The sequence below is a fragment of the Fodinicurvata fenggangensis DSM 21160 genome, from assembly GCF_000686045.1.
Classification (GTDB): Bacteria; Pseudomonadota; Alphaproteobacteria; order Kiloniellales; family DSM-21159; genus Fodinicurvata; species Fodinicurvata fenggangensis.
Genome location: NZ_JMLV01000012.1, coordinates 14,386 through 37,228, shown reverse-complemented (window position 1 = coordinate 37,228; position 22,843 = coordinate 14,386). Strand labels below are relative to the sequence as shown.

Annotated in this window: 19 protein-coding genes; 11 read left to right on the top strand and 8 right to left on the bottom strand. The window is 60.8% G+C overall.

Annotation, left to right across the window (positions count from 1 at the left end; all coding sequences use genetic code 11):
* Window positions 1-11: 11 nt before the first annotated feature.
* The gene (locus BP38_RS0114810; RefSeq protein WP_081816710.1) at window positions 12-623 is read right to left on the bottom strand and encodes a flavin reductase family protein; all 612 of its coding nucleotides are present in this window, start codon (window positions 621-623) and stop codon (window positions 12-14) included.
* A gap of 208 nt (window positions 624-831) precedes the next feature.
* On the opposite strand from BP38_RS0114810, the gene BP38_RS20890 reads away from it, so the two are divergent.
* The 5 genes from BP38_RS20890 to metH are packed head-to-tail and all read left to right on the top strand — an operon-like array spanning window position 832 to window position 7,329.
* Window positions 832-1,824, top strand: a complete 993-nt coding sequence (locus tag BP38_RS20890; RefSeq protein WP_051609412.1) for an ArsR/SmtB family transcription factor — start codon at window positions 832-834, stop codon at window positions 1,822-1,824.
* Window positions 1,821-2,681: a methylenetetrahydrofolate reductase [NAD(P)H] gene (gene metF / locus BP38_RS0114800; RefSeq protein WP_026988377.1), complete on the top strand. Its 861-nt coding sequence runs from the start codon at window positions 1,821-1,823 to the stop codon at window positions 2,679-2,681. The genes BP38_RS20890 and metF overlap by 4 nt, the downstream gene beginning before the upstream one ends.
* A gap of 1 nt (window position 2,682) precedes the next feature.
* Entirely contained in the window at window positions 2,683-3,546 is an 864-nt protein-coding gene (locus BP38_RS0114795) for a homocysteine S-methyltransferase family protein (RefSeq protein ID WP_026988376.1), read from the top strand.
* A gap of 31 nt (window positions 3,547-3,577) precedes the next feature.
* The gene (locus BP38_RS23270) at window positions 3,578-4,648 is read left to right on the top strand and encodes a homocysteine S-methyltransferase family protein (RefSeq protein ID WP_026988375.1); all 1,071 of its coding nucleotides are present in this window, start codon (window positions 3,578-3,580) and stop codon (window positions 4,646-4,648) included.
* Window positions 4,649-4,662: 14 nt separating this feature from the next.
* Window positions 4,663-7,329, top strand: a complete 2,667-nt coding sequence (gene metH, locus BP38_RS0114785) for a methionine synthase (RefSeq protein ID WP_026988374.1) — start codon at window positions 4,663-4,665, stop codon at window positions 7,327-7,329.
* 33 nt (window positions 7,330-7,362) lie between these two features.
* On the opposite strand, the gene BP38_RS22345 is transcribed toward metH, so the two are convergent.
* From BP38_RS22345 to BP38_RS0114765, 4 genes are all read right to left on the bottom strand, one after another.
* Window positions 7,363-7,626, bottom strand: coding sequence for a DUF1289 domain-containing protein (locus BP38_RS22345; RefSeq protein WP_081816708.1), 264 nt, complete (start codon window positions 7,624-7,626; stop codon window positions 7,363-7,365).
* Window positions 7,627-7,640: 14 nt separating this feature from the next.
* Window positions 7,641-8,772 (bottom strand): peptide chain release factor 2 gene (gene prfB, locus BP38_RS0114775; protein WP_155992460.1). Its coding sequence is split into 2 segments (ribosomal slippage): window positions 7,641-8,702 and window positions 8,704-8,772, totalling 1,131 coding nucleotides; the frame shifts between segments, so codons are not numbered across the junction.
* A 74-nt stretch (window positions 8,773-8,846) separates the two neighbouring features.
* Entirely contained in the window at window positions 8,847-11,363 is a 2,517-nt protein-coding gene (locus tag BP38_RS20885; protein ID WP_035725461.1) for a penicillin-binding protein 1A, read from the bottom strand.
* Between the two features lie 232 nt (window positions 11,364-11,595).
* Window positions 11,596-12,834: an N-acetylmuramoyl-L-alanine amidase gene (locus tag BP38_RS0114765; RefSeq protein ID WP_026988372.1), complete on the bottom strand. Its 1,239-nt coding sequence runs from the start codon at window positions 12,832-12,834 to the stop codon at window positions 11,596-11,598.
* Between the two features lie 516 nt (window positions 12,835-13,350).
* Here BP38_RS0114765 and BP38_RS0114760 point away from each other — a divergent pair.
* The gene (locus BP38_RS0114760) at window positions 13,351-16,326 is read left to right on the top strand and encodes an Rne/Rng family ribonuclease (protein ID WP_026988371.1); all 2,976 of its coding nucleotides are present in this window, start codon (window positions 13,351-13,353) and stop codon (window positions 16,324-16,326) included.
* A gap of 27 nt (window positions 16,327-16,353) precedes the next feature.
* Window positions 16,354-16,512, top strand: a complete 159-nt coding sequence (locus BP38_RS22690; RefSeq protein WP_155992459.1) for a hypothetical protein — start codon at window positions 16,354-16,356, stop codon at window positions 16,510-16,512.
* Window positions 16,513-16,658: 146 nt separating this feature from the next.
* Here BP38_RS22690 and fabI read toward each other — a convergent pair whose 3' ends face one another.
* The 3 genes from fabI to fabA form a co-directional block, all read right to left on the bottom strand.
* Window positions 16,659-17,486, bottom strand: a complete 828-nt coding sequence (gene fabI, locus BP38_RS0114750; protein WP_322098967.1) for an enoyl-ACP reductase FabI — start codon at window positions 17,484-17,486, stop codon at window positions 16,659-16,661.
* A 39-nt stretch (window positions 17,487-17,525) separates the two neighbouring features.
* Window positions 17,526-18,746, bottom strand: a complete 1,221-nt coding sequence (gene fabB, locus BP38_RS0114745) for a beta-ketoacyl-ACP synthase I (protein ID WP_026988369.1) — start codon at window positions 18,744-18,746, stop codon at window positions 17,526-17,528.
* 123 nt (window positions 18,747-18,869) lie between these two features.
* Complete coding sequence (fabA, locus tag BP38_RS0114740) at window positions 18,870-19,394, bottom strand: 3-hydroxyacyl-[acyl-carrier-protein] dehydratase FabA (protein WP_026988368.1); 525 nt, start codon at window positions 19,392-19,394, stop codon at window positions 18,870-18,872.
* 224 nt (window positions 19,395-19,618) lie between these two features.
* Between fabA and irrA the strand changes: the two genes are divergently transcribed.
* The 4 genes from irrA to BP38_RS0114720 all read left to right on the top strand — a co-directional run bounded on the left by irrA (window position 19,619) and on the right by BP38_RS0114720 (window position 22,818).
* Window positions 19,619-20,047 carry an iron response transcriptional regulator IrrA gene (gene irrA, locus BP38_RS0114735; RefSeq protein WP_026988367.1) on the top strand — a complete coding sequence of 143 codons (429 nt, stop codon included), beginning with the start codon at window positions 19,619-19,621 and terminating at the stop codon, window positions 20,045-20,047.
* Between the two features lie 200 nt (window positions 20,048-20,247).
* Complete coding sequence (locus BP38_RS0114730) at window positions 20,248-20,664, top strand: rubrerythrin family protein (protein WP_022728492.1); 417 nt, start codon at window positions 20,248-20,250, stop codon at window positions 20,662-20,664.
* 151 nt (window positions 20,665-20,815) lie between these two features.
* The gene (locus BP38_RS0114725; protein WP_026988366.1) at window positions 20,816-22,177 is read left to right on the top strand and encodes a heterodisulfide reductase-related iron-sulfur binding cluster; all 1,362 of its coding nucleotides are present in this window, start codon (window positions 20,816-20,818) and stop codon (window positions 22,175-22,177) included.
* A gap of 47 nt (window positions 22,178-22,224) precedes the next feature.
* Complete coding sequence (locus BP38_RS0114720) at window positions 22,225-22,818, top strand: DUF3501 family protein (RefSeq protein WP_026988365.1); 594 nt, start codon at window positions 22,225-22,227, stop codon at window positions 22,816-22,818.
* Window positions 22,819-22,843: the final 25 nt, after the last annotated feature.

Here is a 22,843-nt window from a genome sequence, read left to right as displayed (position 1 = left end):
AGCCTTCGCTGTCAGTCCGACTCGGGCTGGAAGTGACCGTACTGGCCCCGCAGGTAGACCAGGGGTTCGGCGTTGCCCGTCCAGTGCAGGCGTCGGACTTCACCAACAATGATGATGTGATCGCCCCCTTCATGAACCGCATGGCGGGCGCATTCGAATACAGCAAGGCTGTCGGGCAGAAGCGGGCAGCCGCTGTCGCGGCCTGTCTGGTAGGCGACGCCGGCCCAGCGGTCGGCAAGCGGCTTGGCGAAGCGTTGCGACAGCGCGGTCTGTTTCCGGCTCAACAGGTTGATGGCGAAGTGTTCGGCCTGCTGGAAGATGGGCAAGCTCATGGCACGCAGGGCCAGGCTGAAAAGAACGAGCGGCGGCTCCAGGGAAACGGAATTGAAGGAGTTGACGGTCAGCCCGATGGGCGCCCCTTCCGCTGTGGTCGTGGTAACGATGCAGACACCGGTGGCGTAGCTGCCCAATGCCGTGCGCAGGCCTGCAACGTTCGTTCCGGTCGCAGCGTGCTCAAGGACACTGTCCTGCGCCGCATCCGTCCGTGCGCTTTCGTCTAATCGGTATTCGTCCCTGGCTGTGATGGCTTGCTCTCCGTTCCTGGCCGATCCTGTCTCTTTCATGTCCTGTCCGATAGATGATCGGGGCTGATATTGACGATGCCAGCCGCAATGGCAACCGCAAGCGCAAACTTTGTCCAGGAAATACGGTCCAGTGGGGCTGTGGGGCGCAGTTTCAGGGCGATTCAGCGCCCATTCCGGGACAGGGGTTGCATCGATAAGCATATAAAGATATCTTTATGTCCATCTTCGAAAGGGAGTTTCGTTAGAGATGGACGAGCTGCTGCAAGGTCTGAGAGCAGTGGCGGAGCCAACACGGCTGCGCATACTGGCGCTTTGTGCCCAGGCTGAACTGACCGTCAGCGATCTGGTCGAGATCCTGGGGCAGAGCCAGCCGCGGGTCTCGCGTCATCTCAAGCTGCTGGTCGAGGCGCGGCTTCTGCAGCGTCACCAGGAGGGCAGCTGGGCCTACTACCGTCTTGCGGAGGGCCATCGCAACGGAGCGTTGGCCCGCCTGATCGCGGACCTGCTGCCCGAGAGCGATCCGCAGCATGCGCGGGATCTCCTGCGCCTTCAGTCGGTTCAGGAAAGCTGGGCGACGAAGGCAGCCGCCTACTTTCGCCGCAATGCGACCAATTGGTCGCGGCTGCGGGCACTTCATGCGGATCCGGCCGAGGTGGATGCTGTGCTCAAGAGCGTTTTCGAGAAGGAGCCAGTGGGCGAGCTTCTCGATATTGCAACGGGAACGGGCCATGTCCTGAAGCTTTTGGGGCCGCATGTGAAGAACGCGATCGGGGTCGACCTGTCGCGTGACATGTTGACCGTGGCCCGTGCGGAATTGTTCCGCAGTGGTCTGCGCAACTGTCAGGTCCGGCAGGCCGACATGCTGCAACTGCCTTTCGAGGATGGGCGCTTCGATGCGGTGACGCTGCACATGGCGCTGCACTATGCCGGACAGCCGGCGGGTGCGGTGGCTGAGGCCGCGCGTGTCCTGCGCCCTGGCGGGCGTCTGGTCATCGTCGACTTCACGCCACATAACCGACACGAACTGCGCGAGGAACATGCGCATCGCTGGCTTGGGTTCGGCGACATGACCATCGAAGGGCTGTTTGCGGAAAACGGCCTGGTCGTCGAATCGCCCATCCGCCTGCGTGGCGGCGAGATTACAGTTTCCGTCTGGCTGGGCCGGCGTCCGGCCAATGATGTTCCTGCGAAGCAGGCAAACGATTCAACAACGAACGGTCAGGAGGCCGTCAGCTCATGACACTTAAAGTTTCCTTCGAGATATTCCCGCCTCGTACCGAAAAGACCGAGGCTTCCCTCTACGAGGCGCTGGACCAACTGGCCCCGCTCGAGCCCGAATTCGTCTCCATGACCTACGGGGCTGGCGGCAGCAGCCGGGATGTGAACAATCGCATTCTCAAGGAACTGGGCAAGCGCAAGGACTTCGAAACCGCCGCTCACCTGACCTGTGTGGGGCAGTCGAAGGCCGAGATTGACGAGCTCATAGACACCTGGACGGGCTATGGCATCAAGCGCTTTGTCGCGCTGCGTGGCGACATGCCGGAACCGGGGCAGCCCTACAAGCCGCACCCCGAGGGCTACGAGAACACGGCCGACCTCGTCGAGGTCCTGGCCAAGCGTGGTGCCAAGGATATTTCGGTTGGCTGCTATCCCGAGGTTCACCCGGATTCGCCTTCACAGGAGGCAGATATCGAGCACTTGAAGCGTAAGATCGATGCCGGCGCAACACGGGCGATCAGCCAGTTCTTCTTCGACGTCGAAGCCTTCCTGCGGTTCCGCGACAAGGCGGAAAAGGCTGGGATCAACGTACCGCTGGTTCCCGGTGTCCTGCCTGTTCACGACTATCACAAGATGGTGCGCTTCGCGAACATGTGCGGCGCCATCGTGCCGGATTGGCTGGGGCCGCGTTTCGAGGGCCTGGATGACGATCCGGAAACGCGTGGCCAGGTCGGTGCCATCATCGCGGCCGAGCTCTGCAGCGCCTTGCAGGCCGAAGGCGTGGATCGCTTCCACTTCTACACCCTGAACCGTGCGCCGCTGACCCATGCGGTCTGTCGCCAGTTGGGCATTCAGCCGCGCATGGAGGAGGCCGCCTGAAATGCGCTGCCTGCATGACGTCCTGGACAGACGGGTGCTGCTGACCGATGGCTCCTTGAGCCGCCGACTGCGTCAGCAGGACCTGGATGTGGAGCGGGACCTCTGGGGGGCGGAGAGCTGCCTTGAGATCCTGAACCTGACACGCGCCGGTCTGGTGCGTGACCTGCACGAGGCTTTCCTGCGTGCCGGGGCGGATGTGCTGCGTACCCATACACTGGCGGCTTCGCCGCTTTCGCTGGAGGCGGCCGGCTTGGCCGATCATGCCTTCTACCTGAACCATGCGGCAGCCCAGCTGGCTTGCGAGTCCGTTGACGCCGTGCCTGGCCGTGGTCGCCGTCGTTTTGTTCTTGGGCTGGTTCGCGACCAGGGCTGGGACACGACACCGAAGGAGATCGAGCAGGCCGTAGCCCTTCAGGTCGAAGGCCTGTTGTCCGGGGGTGTCGATGGCATCGCCCTGGATATCACGCCGGGCATCGGGCGCGGGCCAATTTTCCTGAATGGTGCGGCCAGGGCGCGGCAGGCCGTGGGCGCCAGGGTCCCCATATTCCTGCAGGGCGGCGTTGACGGGACAGGCTTTTCCGATCACGCTCGCGCGCAGGCTGATGGCGTTATTGTCTATCGTCCAGGCGCGCCTTCCCGGGGACGCTGGCTGCAGCGAGCCATACGGGAAGAAGGCATCAATCTGCTGGGCGGCGGAGATACTCCCGAGGATACGGAAGAGTTGGACCGCCTGCTGCGCCTGGAAGCGGAAGACAACCTACGCCCCTTGAATGCTGACCTGCGCGCCCGTCTGGGTGCCATTGAGGAAAGCGAACCCCCGTCAAGCCTGATACGGCCGGATCCCATCCTGGCCGAATTGCATTGACTGAGTGACTCCCGAAAGGAGCTGAGTATAGATGACTACCGGACGTGAGGCCCGGGTGGCCTCCCTGAAGCAGATTTCACGTGAACGGATCCTTGTTCTGGATGGAGCCATGGGCACCACAATCCAGGACCAGAAGCTGGAGGATGCCGACTTTATCGGGTCCCGCTTCACGAACCATTCCAAGGATCTGAAGGGCAACAACGATATCCTGAGCCTGACCCGCCCCGACCTGATCAAGGAGATCTACCTGGGGTATCTGGAGGCTGGTGCGGATATCATCGAGACCAATACCTTCAACGCGAACGCCATCAGCCAGATCGAGTACGACCTGTCCGACCTGGCCTATGAGTTGAACGCGGAAAGTGCGCGCCTGGCACGCGAGGCGGCCGACGAGATGACCAAGAAGACACCTGAGAAGCCCCGCTTCGTGACCGGTGTCCTTGGGCCGACCTCGCGCACGGCCTCGATTTCGCCGGACGTCAATGATCCGGGTGCGCGCAACGTCACCTACGACGAGCTGCGCGAGGCCTACTACGAGGCCACCAAGGCGCTGGTCGAGAATGGCGTCGATCTGATCCTTGTCGAGACGATCTTCGATACCCTGAACGCACGCGCCGCACTCTATGCCGTCGACGAATTGCTGGAGGACATGGGCGAAGATGTGCCGATCATGATCTCTGGCACCATCACGGACATGTCGGGACGTACGCTGTCCGGCCAGACGCCGGAGGCCTTCTGGCACTCGGTGCGCCATGTCCGTCCCTTCAGTATCGGCCTGAATTGCGCGCTTGGACCGGGTGAGCTGCGCGCGCATATCGCCGAGTTGGCGCGTGTGGCCGATACGCGGGTCAGTTCGCACCCCAATGCCGGCCTGCCGAACCAGTTCGGTGAGTACGAGATGACGCCGGAAGAGATGGCTGAGCATATCTCGTCCTGGGCCGACAACGGCCTGCTGAACATTGTCGGTGGCTGCTGCGGCACCCGGTATGAACACATCGAGGCCATTGCCAAGGCCGTCGAGGGCAAGAAGCCCCGCGAGATTCCGGAATTCGATCCGCTGCTGCGGCTTTCCGGCCTCGAACCCTTTACCCTTCCAAGATAAGGAGGCTGTGACCCATGACTGAAACAGCCCGTTTCGTAAATATCGGCGAGCGCACCAACGTCGCCGGTTCCGCCAAATTCAAGCGCCTGATTTCCGAAGGCGATTTCGACACGGCCCTGGAGGTCGCGCGCGACCAGGTCGAGAACGGTGCCCAGATACTCGACATCAACATGGACGATGCCATGCTGGATGCCGAGGCCTGCATGGTGAAGTTCCTCAACCTGATCGCCTCCGAGCCCGACATCAGCCGTATCCCGATCATGATCGACTCCTCCAAGTGGTCGGTTATCGAGGCTGGCCTGAAATGCGTCCAGGGCAAGCCGGTGGTGAATTCCATCAGTCTCAAGGAAGGTGAGGAACAGTTCCTCGAGCAGGCCCGGAAGCTGAAGCGCTACGGTGCCGCCGTGGTGGTCATGGCTTTCGACAGCAAGGGGCAGGCAGATACCGAGGACCGCAAGTTCGAGATCTGCGAGCGTTCCTACAAGATCCTGACCGAGAAGATCGGCTATCCGCCCGAGGACATCATCTTCGACCCCAATATCTTCGCGATCGGTACCGGGATCGAGGAGCACGACAACTACGCGGTCGACTTCATCAATGCCACGCGCCGCATTCGCGAGAACCTGCCGCATGCGCACATTTCGGGCGGTGTCTCCAACGTCTCCTTCTCGTTCCGTGGCAATGATGCCGTACGTGAGGCCATGCACTCGGCTTTCCTGTATCACGCCATCCGGGCCGGCATGGACATGGGCATCGTGAACCCGTCCCAGATCACGGTTTACGAGGACATTCCCGAGGAACTGCGCGAAGCTGTCGAGGACGTGATCCTGAATCGTCGCGAGGATGCGACCGAGCGACTGCTGGAGATCAGCGACAAGTTCAAGAAAGGCGGCAGCCAGAAGAAGGAAGCCGACCTTTCCTGGCGTGAAGGCTCCGTTGGCGATCGCCTGACCCACGCGCTAGTGCATGGCATCGCCGACTGGGTCGAGGAAGATACCGAAGAGGCCCGCCAGCAGTTCGACAAGCCACTCGAGGTCATTGAAGGGCCGCTGATGGACGGCATGAACGTCGTCGGCGACCTGTTCGGCGAAGGCAAGATGTTCCTGCCGCAGGTGGTCAAGAGCGCCCGTGTCATGAAGAAGGCCGTGGCCTACCTGTTGCCCTACATCGAGGCGGAAAAGCAGGGCAAGCAGGAGGCCAAGGGCAAGATCCTGATGGCCACCGTGAAGGGCGACGTGCACGATATCGGCAAGAACATCGTGGGCGTGGTCTTGCAGTGCAACAACTACGAGGTGCTTGACCTGGGCGTCATGGTGCCCAGCGCGAAGATCCTCGAGACCGCCAAGCAGGAGAATGTCGACATTATCGGGCTGTCCGGCCTGATCACGCCGAGCCTGGAGGAAATGAGCTATATCTCCGCGGAGATGGAGCGCCAGGGATTCGAGGTGCCGTTGCTGATCGGTGGGGCGACCACCAGCCGGGTGCATACTGCGGTGAAGATCGACCCTCATTACAGTGGGCCCGTGGTTCATGTGCTCGATGCCTCCCGCGCTGTCGGCGTGGCCAGCAAGCTGATGTCCAAGACGCAGAAGGACGACTATGTCGCCCAGATCCAGGAGGAGTATCAGGAGGTCGCCGAGAAGCACGAGAAGAAGGGGGCCGGCCGCAAGCAGGTGGCCATCGAGGATGCACGCGCCAACAAGCTGCAACTCGACTGGCAGAACTATACGCCGCCGCGTCCGGGCCAGCTTGGCCTGATGACCTTCGACAACTATGACCTGGAGGAACTGAGCCAGTACATCGACTGGACGCCCTTCTTCGCCACCTGGGAGCTTTCCGGGCGCTATCCGGCCATCCTCGAGGACGAAAAGGTGGGTGAAACCGCCCGCAGTCTCTTCAAGGACGCTCAGGAAATGCTGAAGCGGATCATCGAGGAGAAGTGGTTCCGTCCGCGTGCCGTCATCGGTTTCTGGGCGGCCAACTCGGTGGGTGACGATATCGAGCTCTACACCGAGGAGAACCGCGAGGAGGTGCTGAGCCATATCCATACCCTGCGCCAGCAGATGGATCGTAGCGGCAAGAATCGTCCGCACCTGGCGTTGGCCGACTACATTGCGCCCAAGGAGACCGGGGTCGAGGACTATATCGGTGCCTTCGCTGTCACGACGGGTACCGAGGTGGAGAAAATCTCCACGGAGCTCAAGAACAACAACGACGACTACAATGCCATCCTGGTGCAGGCATTGGGCGATCGTCTCGCGGAAGCTTTCGCCGAGCGCATGCATGCGCGCGTGCGCAAGGAATTCTGGGGCTATGCGCCCGATGAGAACCTCAGCAACGAGGATTTCATTGCCGAGAAGTATCGCGGAATCCGTCCGGCACCTGGCTATCCGGCCTGTCCGGACCACACGGAAAAGCCGGAACTCTTCAAGTTGTTGGAGGCCACCGAGCGTACCGGGATCGAGCTGACGGAAGGCTGTGCCATGTGGCCGGCTTCGTCGGTCAGCGGCTATTACTTCGCTCACCCGGACGTGGCCTATTTCGGAGTGTCCAAGATCGAGGAGGATCAGGTCAGGGACTATGCCAAGCGCAAGGGCATGTCCCTTGAGGATGCCGAGCGCTGGCTGGCACCGAACCTGGCCTATGATCCGAATCAGCGGAAGAAAAAAGAGGCGGCCTGAACCGCCCCTTTATTCCGACTCCCTCGGAAAACCTTAAGCGCCGTTCTTGCGTTCTTCAATGGCTGCGAGAACGGCGCGTTTTTCGTCTGCCGTAAGAATTGGCCAGTCGCGAATTTCGTCGATCATTCGATGACAGCCGATGCATTGCGCGTTTGAACTGTCCATCTGGCAGATCGCAACGCAAGGTGAGGGGACGGAGGTGTCCAGCACAGCCCCGCGCCTCTGTTCGCGTCGCCGCCGACGCTCGCTCCGGCTTTCACCGGACAGAGGGCCGGCGGCTTTGTCTTCTGATGACATGAAGTGAAGGTTCCTCAGGCCGACTCTTGGTCACCGCGCTGGGACCCACGGTCCAGGCGGTAAGCCAGGGAAGCTTCCAGGAAGTCATCCAGGTCGCCGTCCAGTACGCCCTGGGCATTGCCCTTCTCGACGCCGGTGCGCAGATCCTTGATCATCTGGTAGGGCTGCAGGACGTAAGACCGGATCTGATGTCCCCAGCCAATCTCGGTCTTCGCGGCAGTCTCCGCTTCGGCGGCTTCCTCGCGCTTGCGCAGCTCGTGCTCGTACAGACGGGCACGCAGCATGCTCATGGCCGTGGCCCTGTTCTTGTGCTGCGAGCGATCGTTCTGGCACTGCACAACGATACCCGTGGGGATATGCGTCATGCGAACGGCGGAATCCGTCTTGTTGACGTGCTGCCCTCCTGCACCCGAGGCGCGGTAGGTGTCCACGCGAAGGTCCTTGTCGAGAACCTCGATCTCGATGCTGTCATCGATCACGGGATAGACCCAGACAGAGGCGAAGGAGGTATGCCTGCGCGCCTGGCTGTCGAAGGGCGAGATGCGCACCAGGCGGTGCACGCCCGTCTCGGTCTTCAGCCAGCCAAAGGCATTGTGGCCGCGAATGATCATGGTCGCGGATTTCAGGCCCGCTTCCTCGCCTTCGCTTTCCTCGACCCACTCGACCTTGTAGCCCTTGGCTTCGGCCCAGCGCGTGTACATGCGCACCAGGATCTGCGCCCAGTCCTGCGCTTCGGTTCCGCCGGCGCCTGCGTTTACCTCCAGATAACAGTCGTTGGCATCGGCCTCGCCGGACAGAAGGCTTTCGACCTCCTTCTTAGCCACCTCTGCCTTGATCTGGACCAACTGCTCATGGGCTTCCTGCAGGCTGTCCTCGTCCTCCTCGGACTCGCCCAGCCCGTACAGGGTCAAAGCATCCTCGAGTCTTTGCTCGAGTTTGCGATAGGCCGTGATCTTGTCCTCGAGGTTGCTGCGCTCGCGCATCAACTTCTGGGCATTGTCCGGATTGTCCCAGAGCTGGGGGTCCTCGGCCAGAGCGTTCAGTTCTTCCAGGCGTTTAAGTGCATTGTCCCAGTCAAAGATGCCTCCTCAGCAGGGTCAACGACTGACGAATCTCGTCGACCACCGCTTGCGTTTCAGCGCGCATTTGCGGGTACTCCCAAAAATCTGTTGCGTGTGACTCGCTTGAATCGGCCTGCCTTATAACCGACCTGCCGGGGGCTAGTACAGCCCACCGGTGCTTCCTGAGGAGGAAGAAGACGAGTCGCTGTCGTCCTCTGATGATCCGCTGACGGGTTCCTCAGCCATGACGCTGCCGTCGGAGGTGATGCGTCGCCGGTCTTCGGGGCCGGTTCCTTCCTGGAAAGCCTCCCAGATCACCTGGCCACCCTGGCCGCGCGCCGCTTTTCCGGTTTCGTGGATGACACGGACAAGCCGGATATCCTCGGGCGTGCGGAAGGGTATTGCTGGCGCGTCTTCCAGCGCAGCCATCATGAAATCCCGAAAGATCGGGGCCGCGACTCGTCCGCCGGCTTCCCCACTGCCCAGATTGCGCGGCTGGTCGAAACCGACGTAGACACCAACGGCAAGGTCAGGCGAGAAGCCGACGAACCAGGCATCCTTGTAATCGTTCGTCGTGCCCGTCTTGCCGGCAAGCGGCTTGCCCACCTGGGACACGGTCGTTGCCGTGCCGCGCTGGACCACGCCTTCCAGCATGGACACAACCTGATAGGCACTGCCCGGACTGACGAGCTGCTCGCGGTCATCAGGCAGACGCGGCGGGGCCTGGCCGTTCCATTCGACGTTCCGGCAGTCTTCACAGTTCCGATCGTCGTTCCGGAACAGTGTCTCGCCCAGGCGTCCCTGGACGCGGTCGATGAAAGTGGGCGTGATCTCCTTGCCTCCATTGACCAGCTTGGCATAAGCGGCCGTCAGGCGCAGGACAGTCGTCTCGCCTGCACCGAGCGCGAGTGAGAGGGTCGGCATGACCTCAGTCTCAAAGACGCCGAAACGCTCCGCCGTATTGGCCACCTTCTCGATACCGACCGTCTGGGCCAGCCGTACGGTCATCAGGTTGCGCGACTTCTCGATGCCGATGCGCATGGGCGTCGGTCCATAGAAGCGGTTCGTGTAGTTGCTGGGACGCCACTTTTCGAGACCTGGCCCCTGGTCTGCCACGAAGGGGGCGTCCAGGATAATGGTCGAAGGGGTGAAGCCGTTGTTCAGCGCGGTCAAATAGACGAAGGGCTTGAAGGAGGAGCCAGGTTGCCGCATGGCTTGGGTTGCGCGATTGAACTCACTTTGTGAATAGGAGAAGCCGCCCTGCATGGCAAGCACCCTGCCGGTGTGCGGGTTCAACGCCACCAGCCCTCCATTAACGGCGGGAACCTGGCGCAAGCCATAGTCTTGCACCGAGGTTTCTTCTTGCGTTTCGGCGTCGTTCGAACCTTCCGCTTCGGCGCTGTCCTCTTCCTCCGTGTCCCCGGATTTAAGGGCCTCAACCAGGATCACATCGCCAACTTCAAGGACATCGGACGGTGTTGACGGCTGGGCGCCGACAGCCTGGTTGTCCAGCGCGGGCCGCGCCCAGGTCAGTTCGGACATGGGGATTCGACCGTGACTGCCGTCCGTCAGGCCGATGCGCGCCTCGGCCTCATCCAGTTCCAGGACGGCGGCCATCTGCCAGGGGGCAGCGGATGGCGGAATCGGCAACTCGTTCAGGCTCTTGGCCCAACCCTGCTCGCCGAATTCGATCTGCCCCAGAGCACCGCGCCAGCCGTGCCGGCGATCATAGGATATCAAGCCGTCACGCAAGGTCTTTCGCGCGATTTCCTGAAGATCCGGATCCAGGGATGTTTGAACGGACAAGCCACCGTTATAGACCTGATCGTCCCCGAAGCGCTTGACCAGTTTGCGACGCACTTCCTCGGAGAAGAAATCAGCGCGGGTGACTTCGGTTTCACCGCGGCTTTGGATTTCCAGGTCGGCGGCGCGTGCGGCTTCGGCCTGTTCCTCGGTGACGAATCCATCTTCCAGCATGCGCCCGATCACCCAGTTCCGGCGCGCTATGGCGGTTTCCTTCTCACGAATGGGGTGATAATTGCTGGGCGCCTTGGGCAGGGCGGCCAGATAGGCCATTTCGTCCAGGGTGAGTTCGTCCATGGACTTGTTGAAGTAATTGATCGCCGCCGATGCCACGCCGTAGGAGCCCATGCCCAGGTAGATCTCGTTCAGATAGAGCTCGAGGATACGGTCCTTGGAAAGCGCACGCTCCATGCGGATCGACAGGATGGCTTCGCGAATCTTGCGTTCCAGGCTGACCTCGTTGCTCAGCAGGAAGTTCTTGGCCACCTGCTGGGTGATGGTCGAGGCGCCCACGGGCCGCTGGTTGGTGCCCAGGTTGCGCAGGTTGGTTACGGCAGCGCGCACGATGGAGAGCACGTCAACGCCTGGATGGCTGTAGAAGTTCTGGTCCTCGGCGGCGATAAAGGCCTGCTTCACCATGTCTGGCATCGCCTCCATGGGGACAAAGACACGGTTTTCGATGGCAAGTTCGCTCAACAGGCGTCCATCCCCGGCATGTACCCGGGTGACGGTCGGCGGCTGATAATCGGCCAACTGCTCGTAATCCGGCAGGTCCTTGCCGAAATGGTGAAACAGATAAAGTCCGGCGCCGGCGGCTACGACAAGGCCAAGCACGAGCGCGCCAAAAAGTATGGAAAGGAGTCTTATGAACATACCAACCGTTCAGTTCACTTGCAGGAAAGGACCGTTCGAGAGGAGACGGAGGCATTTCACATCCGAATGATCCCTATTCACGTTCAAGATTATGGCATATTCGCGACAGTGTTGCATCGAATCATGAGGTGAGTCCGTGACAGGTTCTTCAATTCACACAATCTGCACAGGCTTGAACCAGCCCGCGTGTATCTGCCCTGCGGACGAAGTGATCCGCGGATAGAAGGGCGATTCAGTTGCGGTTATAGGCCTGCTGGACATCAAAGTGCCGTTCTATGGCCTGGACCAGGCCTTCGATCAACTTCTTCCTGTGCGCGGCGGACTGCAGTTGCTGCTCCTCGGCCGGGTGTGACATGTACCCGATCTCGAACAACACCGAGGGAACCGAAGCGGACTTGAGCACGGCAAAGCCCGCGAAGCGATGGGTGTTACGCAACAGGTCAACGCGCTTGCCCAGTTCCTCCACGGTTACATTGGCGAAACTTTTCGAGCTGTTCATGGCGTCGCGTCGCGCAAGGCTGATCAAGATCTGCGAGACGTCGGGGTTCTCGCTCGAGAGGTCGACGCCTGCAATGACGTCGGAGCGGTTCTCCTTGGCGGCCAGTGCGGCTGCCTCGGCGTCCGAGGCGTTTTCAGACAGCGTATAGACCGATGCGCCCTTGACCCGGCTGGAGGGATTGGTGTTGGCGTGCAGCGAGATGAAGAGATCGCCGTTGTGCTTCTCTGCAATGTCCACACGGCCGCGCAGGGGGATGAAGCGGTCATCGTCGCGGGTCATGACCACGTTGTACGCTCCGGACGCTTTCAGTCTGTCCTGCAGGGCACGGGCGTAGGTCAGGACCAGATCCTTTTCGCGCGTGCCGGAAACGCCTATGGCCCCCGGATCAACACCTCCATGGCCAGCATCCACGACGATGGTCGGCCGCTGGTCCTGCGCCGGCTTTCGTGGGGGCGATGGCATGGCAAGCGATGCCTGCCTGAGTGCATCATCGGAGCGATGGACCTTGCGCTGCACGCGCTTGCGAAAGACGGCCGGTTCAATCTCTGCCATGTCCACGACCAGGCGGTGGTGGCGCCCGTCACGCGGGGGCAGGGTCAGGATCTCCGAAACTTCCGCAGGCCGGGACAGGTCCAGAACCACACGGCTCGTGCCCGGGGTGAAGAGTCCATACCGAAGGGCCGAGACCAGGCCTTTCGCCTGGGGGGTCGTTTCCTGGCGGTCGGGCCAGTCCAGCTCAGGCAGGTCAATGACCAGCCTGTAGGGGGAGACGAGCGTAAAGATCCGGTACTGGGGACGTTCGCTGAGTTCCAGAACGAAACGCGTCTTGTCCGGATGAAGACCGAGTCGCGCATCTTCCACCAAGGGCTTGGCGGCAGCACTTCCGGCCAGAATCAGGCTCGCAAGCAAAGCGAGAAACAGGAGAATTGTCGCCCTGACCGCGCTCACCATGTAAATGCGGTTTAAGATCATTGCCTATCTTCCTGAATCTCCTTGCTTATGAAGGATAGCTTCCTCGTGGCCCCTGTGCAATGAAAATAGAAAGTTTCGACAGTTTTGTTGCGCAAAAGCATTGCCGTGGCGCTTTTGCCCTAATAGGGTAGGAGTTGCCTGAATGTTTGATGCAAGCAGTGCTTCTTCGAACATCTTCCGTGAAGCGGCCCGAAAGCAGGCGCGGCATTTCGATAAGGCGCCGCCAAGGATCGTCGTTCATCGCGGCAGGTTTAGCAGGATTCGTCCAGGACGGCTTGCAACCCACTGATGGGTTGCCGCCCTTTCAACCGGGAAGTCGGTTACATGCAGACTCGCAGTCAAGAAACAGCGCAAAGCATGACCGGCAGGAGAGACAGTCTCACCTGGTGGGAACCGCAGTACCATTTCTGGAGCCGTTCGAAATGAAGTCTTACACCCAACTTATTTCTGCGTTGCCGGCAGCGCCACCCCTGAGGGGCAAGGCCGCCGCCGGGCGCGAACTGGAGTCACGCTTTTATGGCACAACGCATGCTAATCGATGCCACCCGCCAGGGAGAAACCCGGGTGGTGGTGGTCAATGGCAATCGGGTTGAAGAATTTGACTACGAAACAGCCACCAAGCACCAACTCAAGGGCAATATCTATCTTGCCAAGGTAACACGGGTCGAACCTTCGCTTCAGGCGGCCTTTGTCGAGTATGGGGGCAATCGCCACGGCTTTCTGCCCTTCAGCGAAATCCACCCCGACTATTACCGCATCCCCATCGCCGATCGCGAAAAGCTCCTTGCCGAGGAAGCGGAGCAGCGCGCCCAGGAGTCCCAGAGCGAGGGGAATGGCGAGGATCACGACGACGGAGGAACCCGTCAGTCCACCCCGTCCAATGGCCGTGACGAGGAGGATGACGAGCCGGGGGGTGACAGCTCCGTCGAGGAGATCGCCACCGAGAATTCCGTCGATACGGTCGGCGGTGACGAGGACGATGAGGTCGAACGCCGGCGCATCCAGCTGCTGCGCCGCTACAAGATCCAGGAGGTGATCAAGCGCCGCCAGGTGATGCTGGTCCAGGTCACAAAGGAAGAGCGCGGCAACAAGGGTGCCGCGCTGACGACCTACCTCTCCCTGGCCGGACGCTACTGCGTGCTGATGCCCAACACCGCGAAGGGCGGAGGGATCAGCCGCAAGATCAGTAATGCCGCAGATCGCAAGCGCCTGAAATCCGTGGTCTCCGAGCTGGATATCCCGGACGGGATGGCCGTTATCGTGCGCACGGCCGGCAGTCAACGCAACAAGACTGAAATCCGCCGGGACTACGAATACCTGCTGCGGCTGTGGGACGATATCCGCAACACGACGCTGTCCTCGACGGCGCCCTGCCTGATCCACGAGGAAGCCAACCTGATCAAGCGGGCCATCCGCGATGTCTATACCCGCGACATGGAGAATATCCTCGTGGAGGGCGAGGAGGGCTACAAGTCCGCTAAGGCCTTCATGAAGATGCTGATGCCCAGCCACGCCCGCAGGGTTACGCACTACAACGATCCGTCCGCGCCGCTGTTCCATCGCCATCAGGTGGAAGAACAGCTGGAGGCCATGTACAGCCATACGGTCCAGCTCAAGTCCGGCGGGTCCATCGTCATCAATCCCACCGAAGCGCTGGTCTCGATCGACGTGAACTCCGGCCGTTCCACACGGGAGCGGCATATCGAGGAAACGGCGCTCAAGACCAATGTGGAGGCCGCCGACGAAGTGGCCCGTCAGTTGCGCCTGCGCGATCTGGCAGGCTTGGTGGTGATCGACTTCATCGATATGGAGGATTCCAAGCACAATCGTGAGGTCGAGCGGCGCCTGAAGGAAGCCATGCGCAATGACCGCGCGCGTATCCAGTTGGGACGGATCAGTCCGTTCGGTCTTCTGGAGCTGTCGCGCCAGCGTCTGCGCCCCAGCCTGTTCGAAACGGTGAACATTGCCTGCCCGGTCTGTCGTGGAACGGGTCACCTGCGTTCGCCCGATGCGGTGAGCTCTACCCTCCTGCGGGCCGTGACCGACGAGGCCGTGCGGCGTGGCGGCGGCAAGGTCGAAGTGCGGCTGCCGGTCGAGGTCATGATGACGCTGTTCAATGACAAGCGCGAAGACCTGCGGCGTGTCGAGGAACGTTTCGACCTGCAGGTGGTCGTACAGACGGACAGCGAACTTGGCCCCCAGGACTTTTCCCTGCAGCGCCTGAGTTATGACTCGTCGAAGGCTCCCGGCGAGGCCACCCAGGCCGAGGACCAGTCCGAAGCCGATAGCGAAGAGACTGCGTCTGCCTCCGAGGACGAGGACCGCCGTCAGCAGAGCGACGAAGAGGGCAACCGCCGCCGCCGAGGCCGTCGGGGTGGCCGCCGTCGCCGAGGTCAAGGCGACGACAAGGAAAGTACGGAAAGTACGGAAAGCCAGAGCGCAGCCGACTCCGAAGACGGGGACGAGGAGGACACCTCCTCTACAGAAGCCGGCTCTACAGAGGCGCGTGGCGGTGAGGACGAGGAAACTGAAGAGCAGAAGAGCCGCCGCCGTCGCCGTGGTCGTCGCGGCGGCCGCCGTCGTCGTGGCCGTCGGGATGGAGAAGACAGCCAGCAGGCGGAATCCCGGGATAGCGAGGGTGAATCTTCTACGGACAGGGACGAAGGTGACGGTGAAGCTGCACCGCAGCAGCCCTCGGATGAGCAGTCCGCTGAAGTAAGTGCTGACCCTCAGGACAGCAGCGGTCAGGAAAGCGCCGAACAGGCCGTGGAAAACGCGGAAGAGAAGCCGAAGCCCAGGCGCCGCACGCGGCGCAGTCGGAAGCCGGATGCCGAAGCTGCGGCGGTTGAAGCCGGTGCTGGAGACAGCGCCTCTGCTGACGTTGGCGAAGAGGCGGCTGGTTCTGCGGAAGGAGAAGCCCAGCAGGAAGAGGCGGCACCCGCCAAACCGCGTCGGAGCCGCCGCCGGAAAGCAGCTGAGCCCACCGAGGAGACTCCGGCCGAAGGCGAGGCAACTGAAGACGCTCCGAAAAAGCGCACCCGACGCACGCGCAAGAAAAGCGAGCCTACCGAGAGCGCTGAGGACACTGCCACAGCCGAGGCTGCTTCAGCAGGGGATGCGGATGCTGTTGCGCAGGATAGCGAACCTGACGAAAAACCGGTGAAGAAAGCTTCCAGCCGGCGCAGGACCTCGACGCGCAAGTCCACCGCAAAGAAGGCGCAGGACGAGAGCGCCGCTGAAACAAACGCGGCGGACGAATCGGGCGCGGGTGCTGACGTGGCTGCATCGGGCAATGGCCAGACACAGCCGGTTACCGAGCAGTCCAGCGAGCCAGTTCAGACCGAAAGCGCCACGCGTGAGAATGGCCATGGCCAGGACACTTCGAAGGACGAGCCAGAGACCGGAGAGACGGTAGCTGGAGACGACAGCGCGCAGCCTCAGCAGCAGAAGCGGCCACGAAAGCGTGGCTGGTGGAACCGCTTGCTGGAATAACCCCCGGACTCTTCCACTGAACATGGTATGGATGGATCACAGACAGGGCTATGGCCTGATAAGCCGGACTCTGCACTGGGTCATGGCCCTGTTGGTGCCCTGGCAGGCCATATCGTGATGGCGCTGGTCCACGATTTCATCCTGAAAGATCCGCGCCTGGCCCGGATGATCCGGGGCAGCTATTGATCCGGAAGACTCTGTGGCCAAAAAGGTCTTGTGGACGAGGCCCGTCTCGCCTTGCCTGGGATCAATGCTGGCAGCTGCTCACCCTCACCCGTAGTCAACCAGACTTGTACGCGGAGCAGGGTTTGCGCAAAGACTGATGGTGATGATCAGTCGTTCGTGCGGGCCTTGTCGACTTCGCTCTGGGTCATCCGCTGCGGACTTGGGATGCCGATCAGGTTATAGCCACAGTCCACATAGTGGATTTCACCGGTGACGCCTTCGGCCAGATCAGACATGAGGTAGACACCAGCCCCGCCGACCTCGTCGAGTTCCACGGAACGGTTCAGGGGGGCCTGGTCCCGGCTCCAGCCATAGGTGAAGCGCGCATTGGCGATGGCCGAGCCCGCCAGAGTGCGCATTGGTCCGGCCGAGATGGCATTCACGCGGATATTCCTGGGACCCAGGTCGGTTGCCAGATAGCGAACGCTGGCTTCGAGGGCGGCCTTGGCCACACCCATCACGTTGTAGTTCGGCGTGACCCTTGTGGCGCCCAGGTAGGTCAGGGTGAGCAGAGCGCCGCCATCGGTCATCATGGACTGGGCTTCACGCGCGACCTCGGTGAAGGAATAGCAGGAAATCGCCATGGTCTTGGCAAAATTGTCCCGGCTTGTGTCCAGATAGCGTCCCTTCAGCTCGTCCTTGTCGGAATAGGCGACAGCATGCAGCACGAAGTCCAGGCTGTCCCAGTGCTTGCGAAGCTCGGCGAAGGTGTTGGCAACGCCGTCGCTGTCGTCCACGTCGCACGGCAACAGAATATCACTTCCCAGTGACTGGGCGAGCGGCTTCACGCGCTTCCCGAAGGCCTCGCCTTGATAGGTAAAGGCAAGTTCGGCGCCCGCATTGGCAACCTCTCTGGCAATTCCCCAGGCGATCGAATGGTCGTTTGCGACCCCCATTACGAGGCCACGCTTGCCGCTCATCAAGCCCATGTTCATCCAGCCCTTTCTTGTCGTGTTGCTGAGGTCGCCGGCGCGCTATTCCTGAAGCCGCCGCATGGCCAGGGTGCAGTTGGTGCCTCCGAAACCGAAGGAATTCGAGAGAACGCAGTTCAATTCACCCTCCTCGCTCTTGTTCTGAACGATGGGGATGCCTTCGGCCTCCGGGTCGGGCTCGTCGATGTTGATGGAGGGGGCCAGGAAGCCTTCTTCCATCATCAGCAGCGAATAGATGGCTTCCGTGACACCGGCTGCGCCTTGCGCATGCCCTGTCATGGACTTGGTGGAACTGATGCGGGGCAGGTCGTTGCCGAAAACCTCGCGGATGGACTGCAGTTCCGTGCCATCACCCACCGGTGTCGAGGTGCCATGGGTGTTGATATAGTCAACCCGCTGCCCTTCCAGGGTTTCCAGGGCCTGGCGCATGCAGCGCACGGCGCCCTCTCCGGAGGGGGCCACCATGTCATCCCCGTCCGAGGAGGCCCCATAGCCGGCAATCTCGGCATAGATCTTGGCGCCCCGTGCCTTGGCGTGTTCCAGCTCTTCAAGAATCAGCACACCGCCGCCGCCCGAGATGATGAAGCCATCCCGCCCGGTATCATAGGGCCGAGAGGCCTTCTCGGGCGTGTCGTTGTAGTGCGAGGACATGGCGCCCATGGCATCGAAGAGCATGGAAAGGCTCCAGTGCAGCTCTTCGCCGCCACCGGCAAACATGACGTCCTGCTTGCCCCACTGGATCATTTCCGCGGCATTGCCGATGCAGTGTGCCGATGTGGAACAGGCGGACGAGATGGAATAGCTGATACCCTTGATCTTGAACGATGTCGAAAGATTGGCCGAGTTTGTCGAGGACATGCAGCGCGGCACCATGTAGGGGCCAATGCGCTTGATTCCCTTGCTGCGGGCGATGTCGGCCGCTTCCACCTGATTCGAGGTCGAAGGACCGCCCGAGCCCATGATCAGGCCAGTCCGCTCGTGGCTGACCTCCTTGTCCTCAAGGCCGGCATCGGCAATGGCCTGCTGCATGGCGATGTAGTTGAAGGCGGCGCCGTCGCCCATGAAACGGCGCAGACGGCGGTCGATGTGTTCCTCCAGGTTGATATCGATGGAACCCTTGACCTGGCTGCGGAAACCCATTTCCGCATAGTCTTCCGCCTTCACGATACCGGAACGCCCGGCACGCAGGGAGTCGACCACTTCGTCGCGGTTGTTCCCGATGCTCGAGACGATTCCAAGTCCGGTCACGACAACGCGTCGCATGATATCATTCCTTAATTGGCTGTATGGTGAGATCCGGGTAGTCTGCCACCCTGTACCTCCTGGGAGAAGAGGACAAGGCGCCGCAAGAGCCTGCCGCGTTCCTCGCTATCCCGGCGTCCGCCATTATCCCTGGGAAACGCTTTCGGCCTGGAAAAGCCCAACACGAAGGTCCTTTGCCTCGTAAATGGGATTGTCATCGGCCAGTACAGTACCGTCAGCAATGCCCATGACGAGCTTGCGCAGGATTACACGCTTGAGGTTGAGCTTGTAGGTCACTTTCTTGATATCGGGCAGAACCTGGCCGGTGAACTTGACCTCGCCCACGCCGAGCGCACGGCCCTTGCCGGCCGCACCGGTGCGGCCCAGGAAGAATCCGACCAATTGCCAGAGCGCATCCAGGCCCAGGCACCCGGGCATGACAGGATCGCCTTCGAAATGGCAGTCGAAGAACCAGAGGTCTGGCCTGACATCCAGTTCGGCAATGATCTCTCCCTTGCCGTGATCGCCGCCCTCCTCGCTGATATGCGTGATGCGGTCGAACATGAGCATGGGCGGCAGAGGCAACTGCGCATTGCCGGGGCCGAATAGCGTTCCGTGCCCGCAGGCCAGAAGGTCTTCAAAACTATAGCTGTTTTTCTTTTCAGTCACAGGCTCACCTTAGGGAACTTGATGGGGAATGAAAAGCGTGGTTCCGGTATATTTCTGTGCCGATATTTTGGAAATTGAAATACGCGACTCAAGCGCTTACGGAAAGCCTCATTAACAGCCTGACATCGGAAATTGCCCAGGGTCAACTTCGACTTCTTCCAATTAACCGGTTAACCGTTTGAAAAATACCTTTCATATTCCGCTTTATGCGTTATATTGCAGGCATGACTACACAGCGACCCTATAGCGGATTGATAGATCGCCTGAAGGAGGTCGGCTTGCGGCCGACGCGGCAGCGGTTGGCCTTGGGCAAACTTCTGTTCGAAACCGACGGGCAGCCTGTCGAACGGCATGTGACGGCAGAGCAGTTGCATGCCGAGGCCATGGCACAGGGTGTCCGGGTGTCGCTTGCCACCATCTACAATACGTTGAACCAGTTCACCGAAGCCGGATTGCTGCGCGAGGTTGTCGTCGAGCCTGGTCGTTCCTATTTCGATACGAACATTGGCGACCATCACCACTTCTTCTTCGAGGAAAGTGGAAAGCTGGTGGACATTCCAGGTGAGGAGGTGCAATTGAGTTCTGTGCCGACTCCTCCGGAAGGCGCCAAGGTCCAGCGCGTGGATGTCATCATACGCGTTTCCGACGAGTAAACCCTCCTGCACGAGCTCTCAGATTGGCGGCTGGCCTGAGCCGGCCGATGATCGTTCAATTCCCGATACAGAATTCTCCTAAATTTTTAGAACCTGTCTAAGAACCTTGACAGGTTCTTTTTTTTGCTCATAGGATTAGGTATAGAAGCCTTGCAGTAGGCATATGTAAAAAGTCCAGAAAGATTTGGGGAGAGATCAAGATGTCTTTGAAAGGTACGAAGACCGAGCAGAACCTGAAAGATGCCTTCGCTGGCGAGAGCATGGCCAATCGCCGTTACCTCTATTTCGCACAGAAGGCCGACGTTGAAGGTTTCAACGACGTGGCTTCCGTCTTCCGCTCCACAGCCGAGGGTGAAACAGGCCATGCCCACGGCCACCTCGGGTTCCTGGAAGAGGTCGGTGACCCGGCGACGGGTGAGCCGATCGGCGAGACCGAGTTGAACCTGAAGGCGGCCGTTGCAGGCGAAACCCATGAGTACACCGACATGTACCCCGGCATGGCGCGCAGCGCCCGGGAAGAGGGTTTCGACGAGATTGCCGACTGGTTCGAAACGTTGGCCAAGGCTGAGCGTTCCCACGCCGGTCGCTTCCAGAAAGCTCTGGAAACAATGAGCTGAGTAGGCTCGGTGAAACGGGGCCCTGACTGACAGGGCCCCGTTTTTCGTTCGAGCTGATCGGTGCCAGCTTGCGCTGCGTGACGGGATAGTTCTGTCATGGAGCGGACAATCGGCGCCGGCCGTTCCGCACAAGCTAATTCCGGAGTGAGGTATGCGTGAAGGCAGTCTGGACGCCCCGGTTCGTCATCCCCTCGATTGGAATGCCCCGGACTTCTATGACTGGGACAAGATTCATGAAGAAATGGAACGCGTCTTCGACATCTGTCATGGATGTCGGCGCTGTTTCAATCTTTGCGATTCCTTCCCCAGGCTTTTCGACCTGATCGACGATGCGCCCAGCATGGAGCTGGATACCGTCGACAAGGCCGATTACAAGCAGGTCGTGGATGCCTGCACCTTGTGCGACATGTGCTTCATGGTGAGCTGCCCCTATGTGCCACCCCATGAATTCGATATCGATTTTCCGCACCTCATGTTGCGTTACCGGGCGGCCGAAATCCATCACGGCAAGAAGGAAGGCCTGGCGGGCGAACTGACGAAGACGGATCGGAACGGCAAGCTGGGAACCGCGTTTTCGGGACTGGCGAACTGGGCCAGCAATACCAAGAACGGCCTGACCCGTCCGGTCCTGGAGTCCCTGGCCGGTGTGGATCGCAACGCGGCCCTGCCGAAATACTGCTCCAAGACGCTGGAGGCCGAGGCCAAGAGCGACAGCCTGCCGGTCAACGACAAGGCGCCGGCCCACGGGCGCAAGGCGGTGATCTACGCCACCTGTTTTGCGAACTACAACGAAACCTCCATTGGCCAGGCCGCGCGCCGGGTGCTGACGCACAACGGTGTCGAAACCGAAGTCTCCTATCCACAGTGCTGTGGCATGCCGCAGTTCGAGAAGGGCGAAATCGAGACCGTTGCCGAAGGGGCCAAGAAGGTTGCTGCGGAACTGCTACCCTGGGTGGATAAGGGGCATGACATCATTGCCCTGACGCCCTCCTGTGCCCTCATGATGAAATTCGAATGGCCGCTGATCCTGCCGGAAAACGAGGATATCGCGCGCTTGGCCCGGGCCACCTACGACGTGACCGAATACATTGTGGATATCGCAGGCAAGGAAGGCCTGGCCGACGGACTTGAGCCCCTGGATGGCAGTGTCGCCCTGCATATTGCCTGTCATGCGCGGGCCCAGAACATGGGCAACAAGGCGCGTGAAATGCTGAAGCTGATACCTGAGGCCCAGATCAAGCAGCTGCCGCGCTGTTCCGGGCATGGGGGCTCCTGGGGTGTCATGAAGGGCAATTTCGAAACGGCGCTCAAGATCGGAAAGCCCGTGGCCCGGGATGTCTACAAGAATGAGCCCAAGTATGTCGCCTCTGAATGTCCCCTGGCTGGAACCCATATCCTTCAGGGCATGGAGCGGATCGATGCCCAGACCAAGGAGGAGGAGCGCAAGCCCGTTCCCAAGGTGTCCTATCACCCAATCGAACTCTTCGCGCAGGCTTATGGCTTAAAAGCCTGAGCCTTCCGTATCCCCTGTTCAGGAAAACCGAAAGGAGCCCTGAGAAAATGTCCGCTCCGAAGAAAGAGATCACACGCGACGATATCTGGCCGCTGGACAAGTACGAGGCCGAGCGCAAGCGCCTGCGCAGTGAGCTTGTCGAGCGCAAGAAGCACCGTCGTTGCGACGTGGGGCCGGTCTGTACCTTCTATTTCGAGAACTACGACACCATGTGGTCGCAGATTCAGGAAATGCTCTATATCGAGAAGGGCGGAGAAGAGCAGATTGCCGACGAGCTGGCCGCCTACAATCCCTTGATTCCCAAGGGACGTGAACTGGTGGCGACCGTCATGTTCGAAATCGACGATCCGGTGCGCCGCGCCGCTTTCCTCTCGAAACTGGGCGGAGTCGAGGAAACCGCCTTCTTCGAGATCAACGGCGAGCGGATCGAAGGCAAGCCGGAAGAGGATGTGGACCGCACGACAGCCGACGGCAAGGCCTCTTCGGTGCAGTTCATCCACTTTCCCTTCACCGATGCACAGGTTGCGGCATTCCGGGAAGAGGGCGCCAAGGTGATGCTGGGCTTCACCCACGAAGCCTACGCGCACATCACGGTCCTGCCCGAGAAGACCCGGGCCGCGCTGGCCGCCGACTTCGGCTGATTGCCGCAGCCAGGAAGCCTGGACG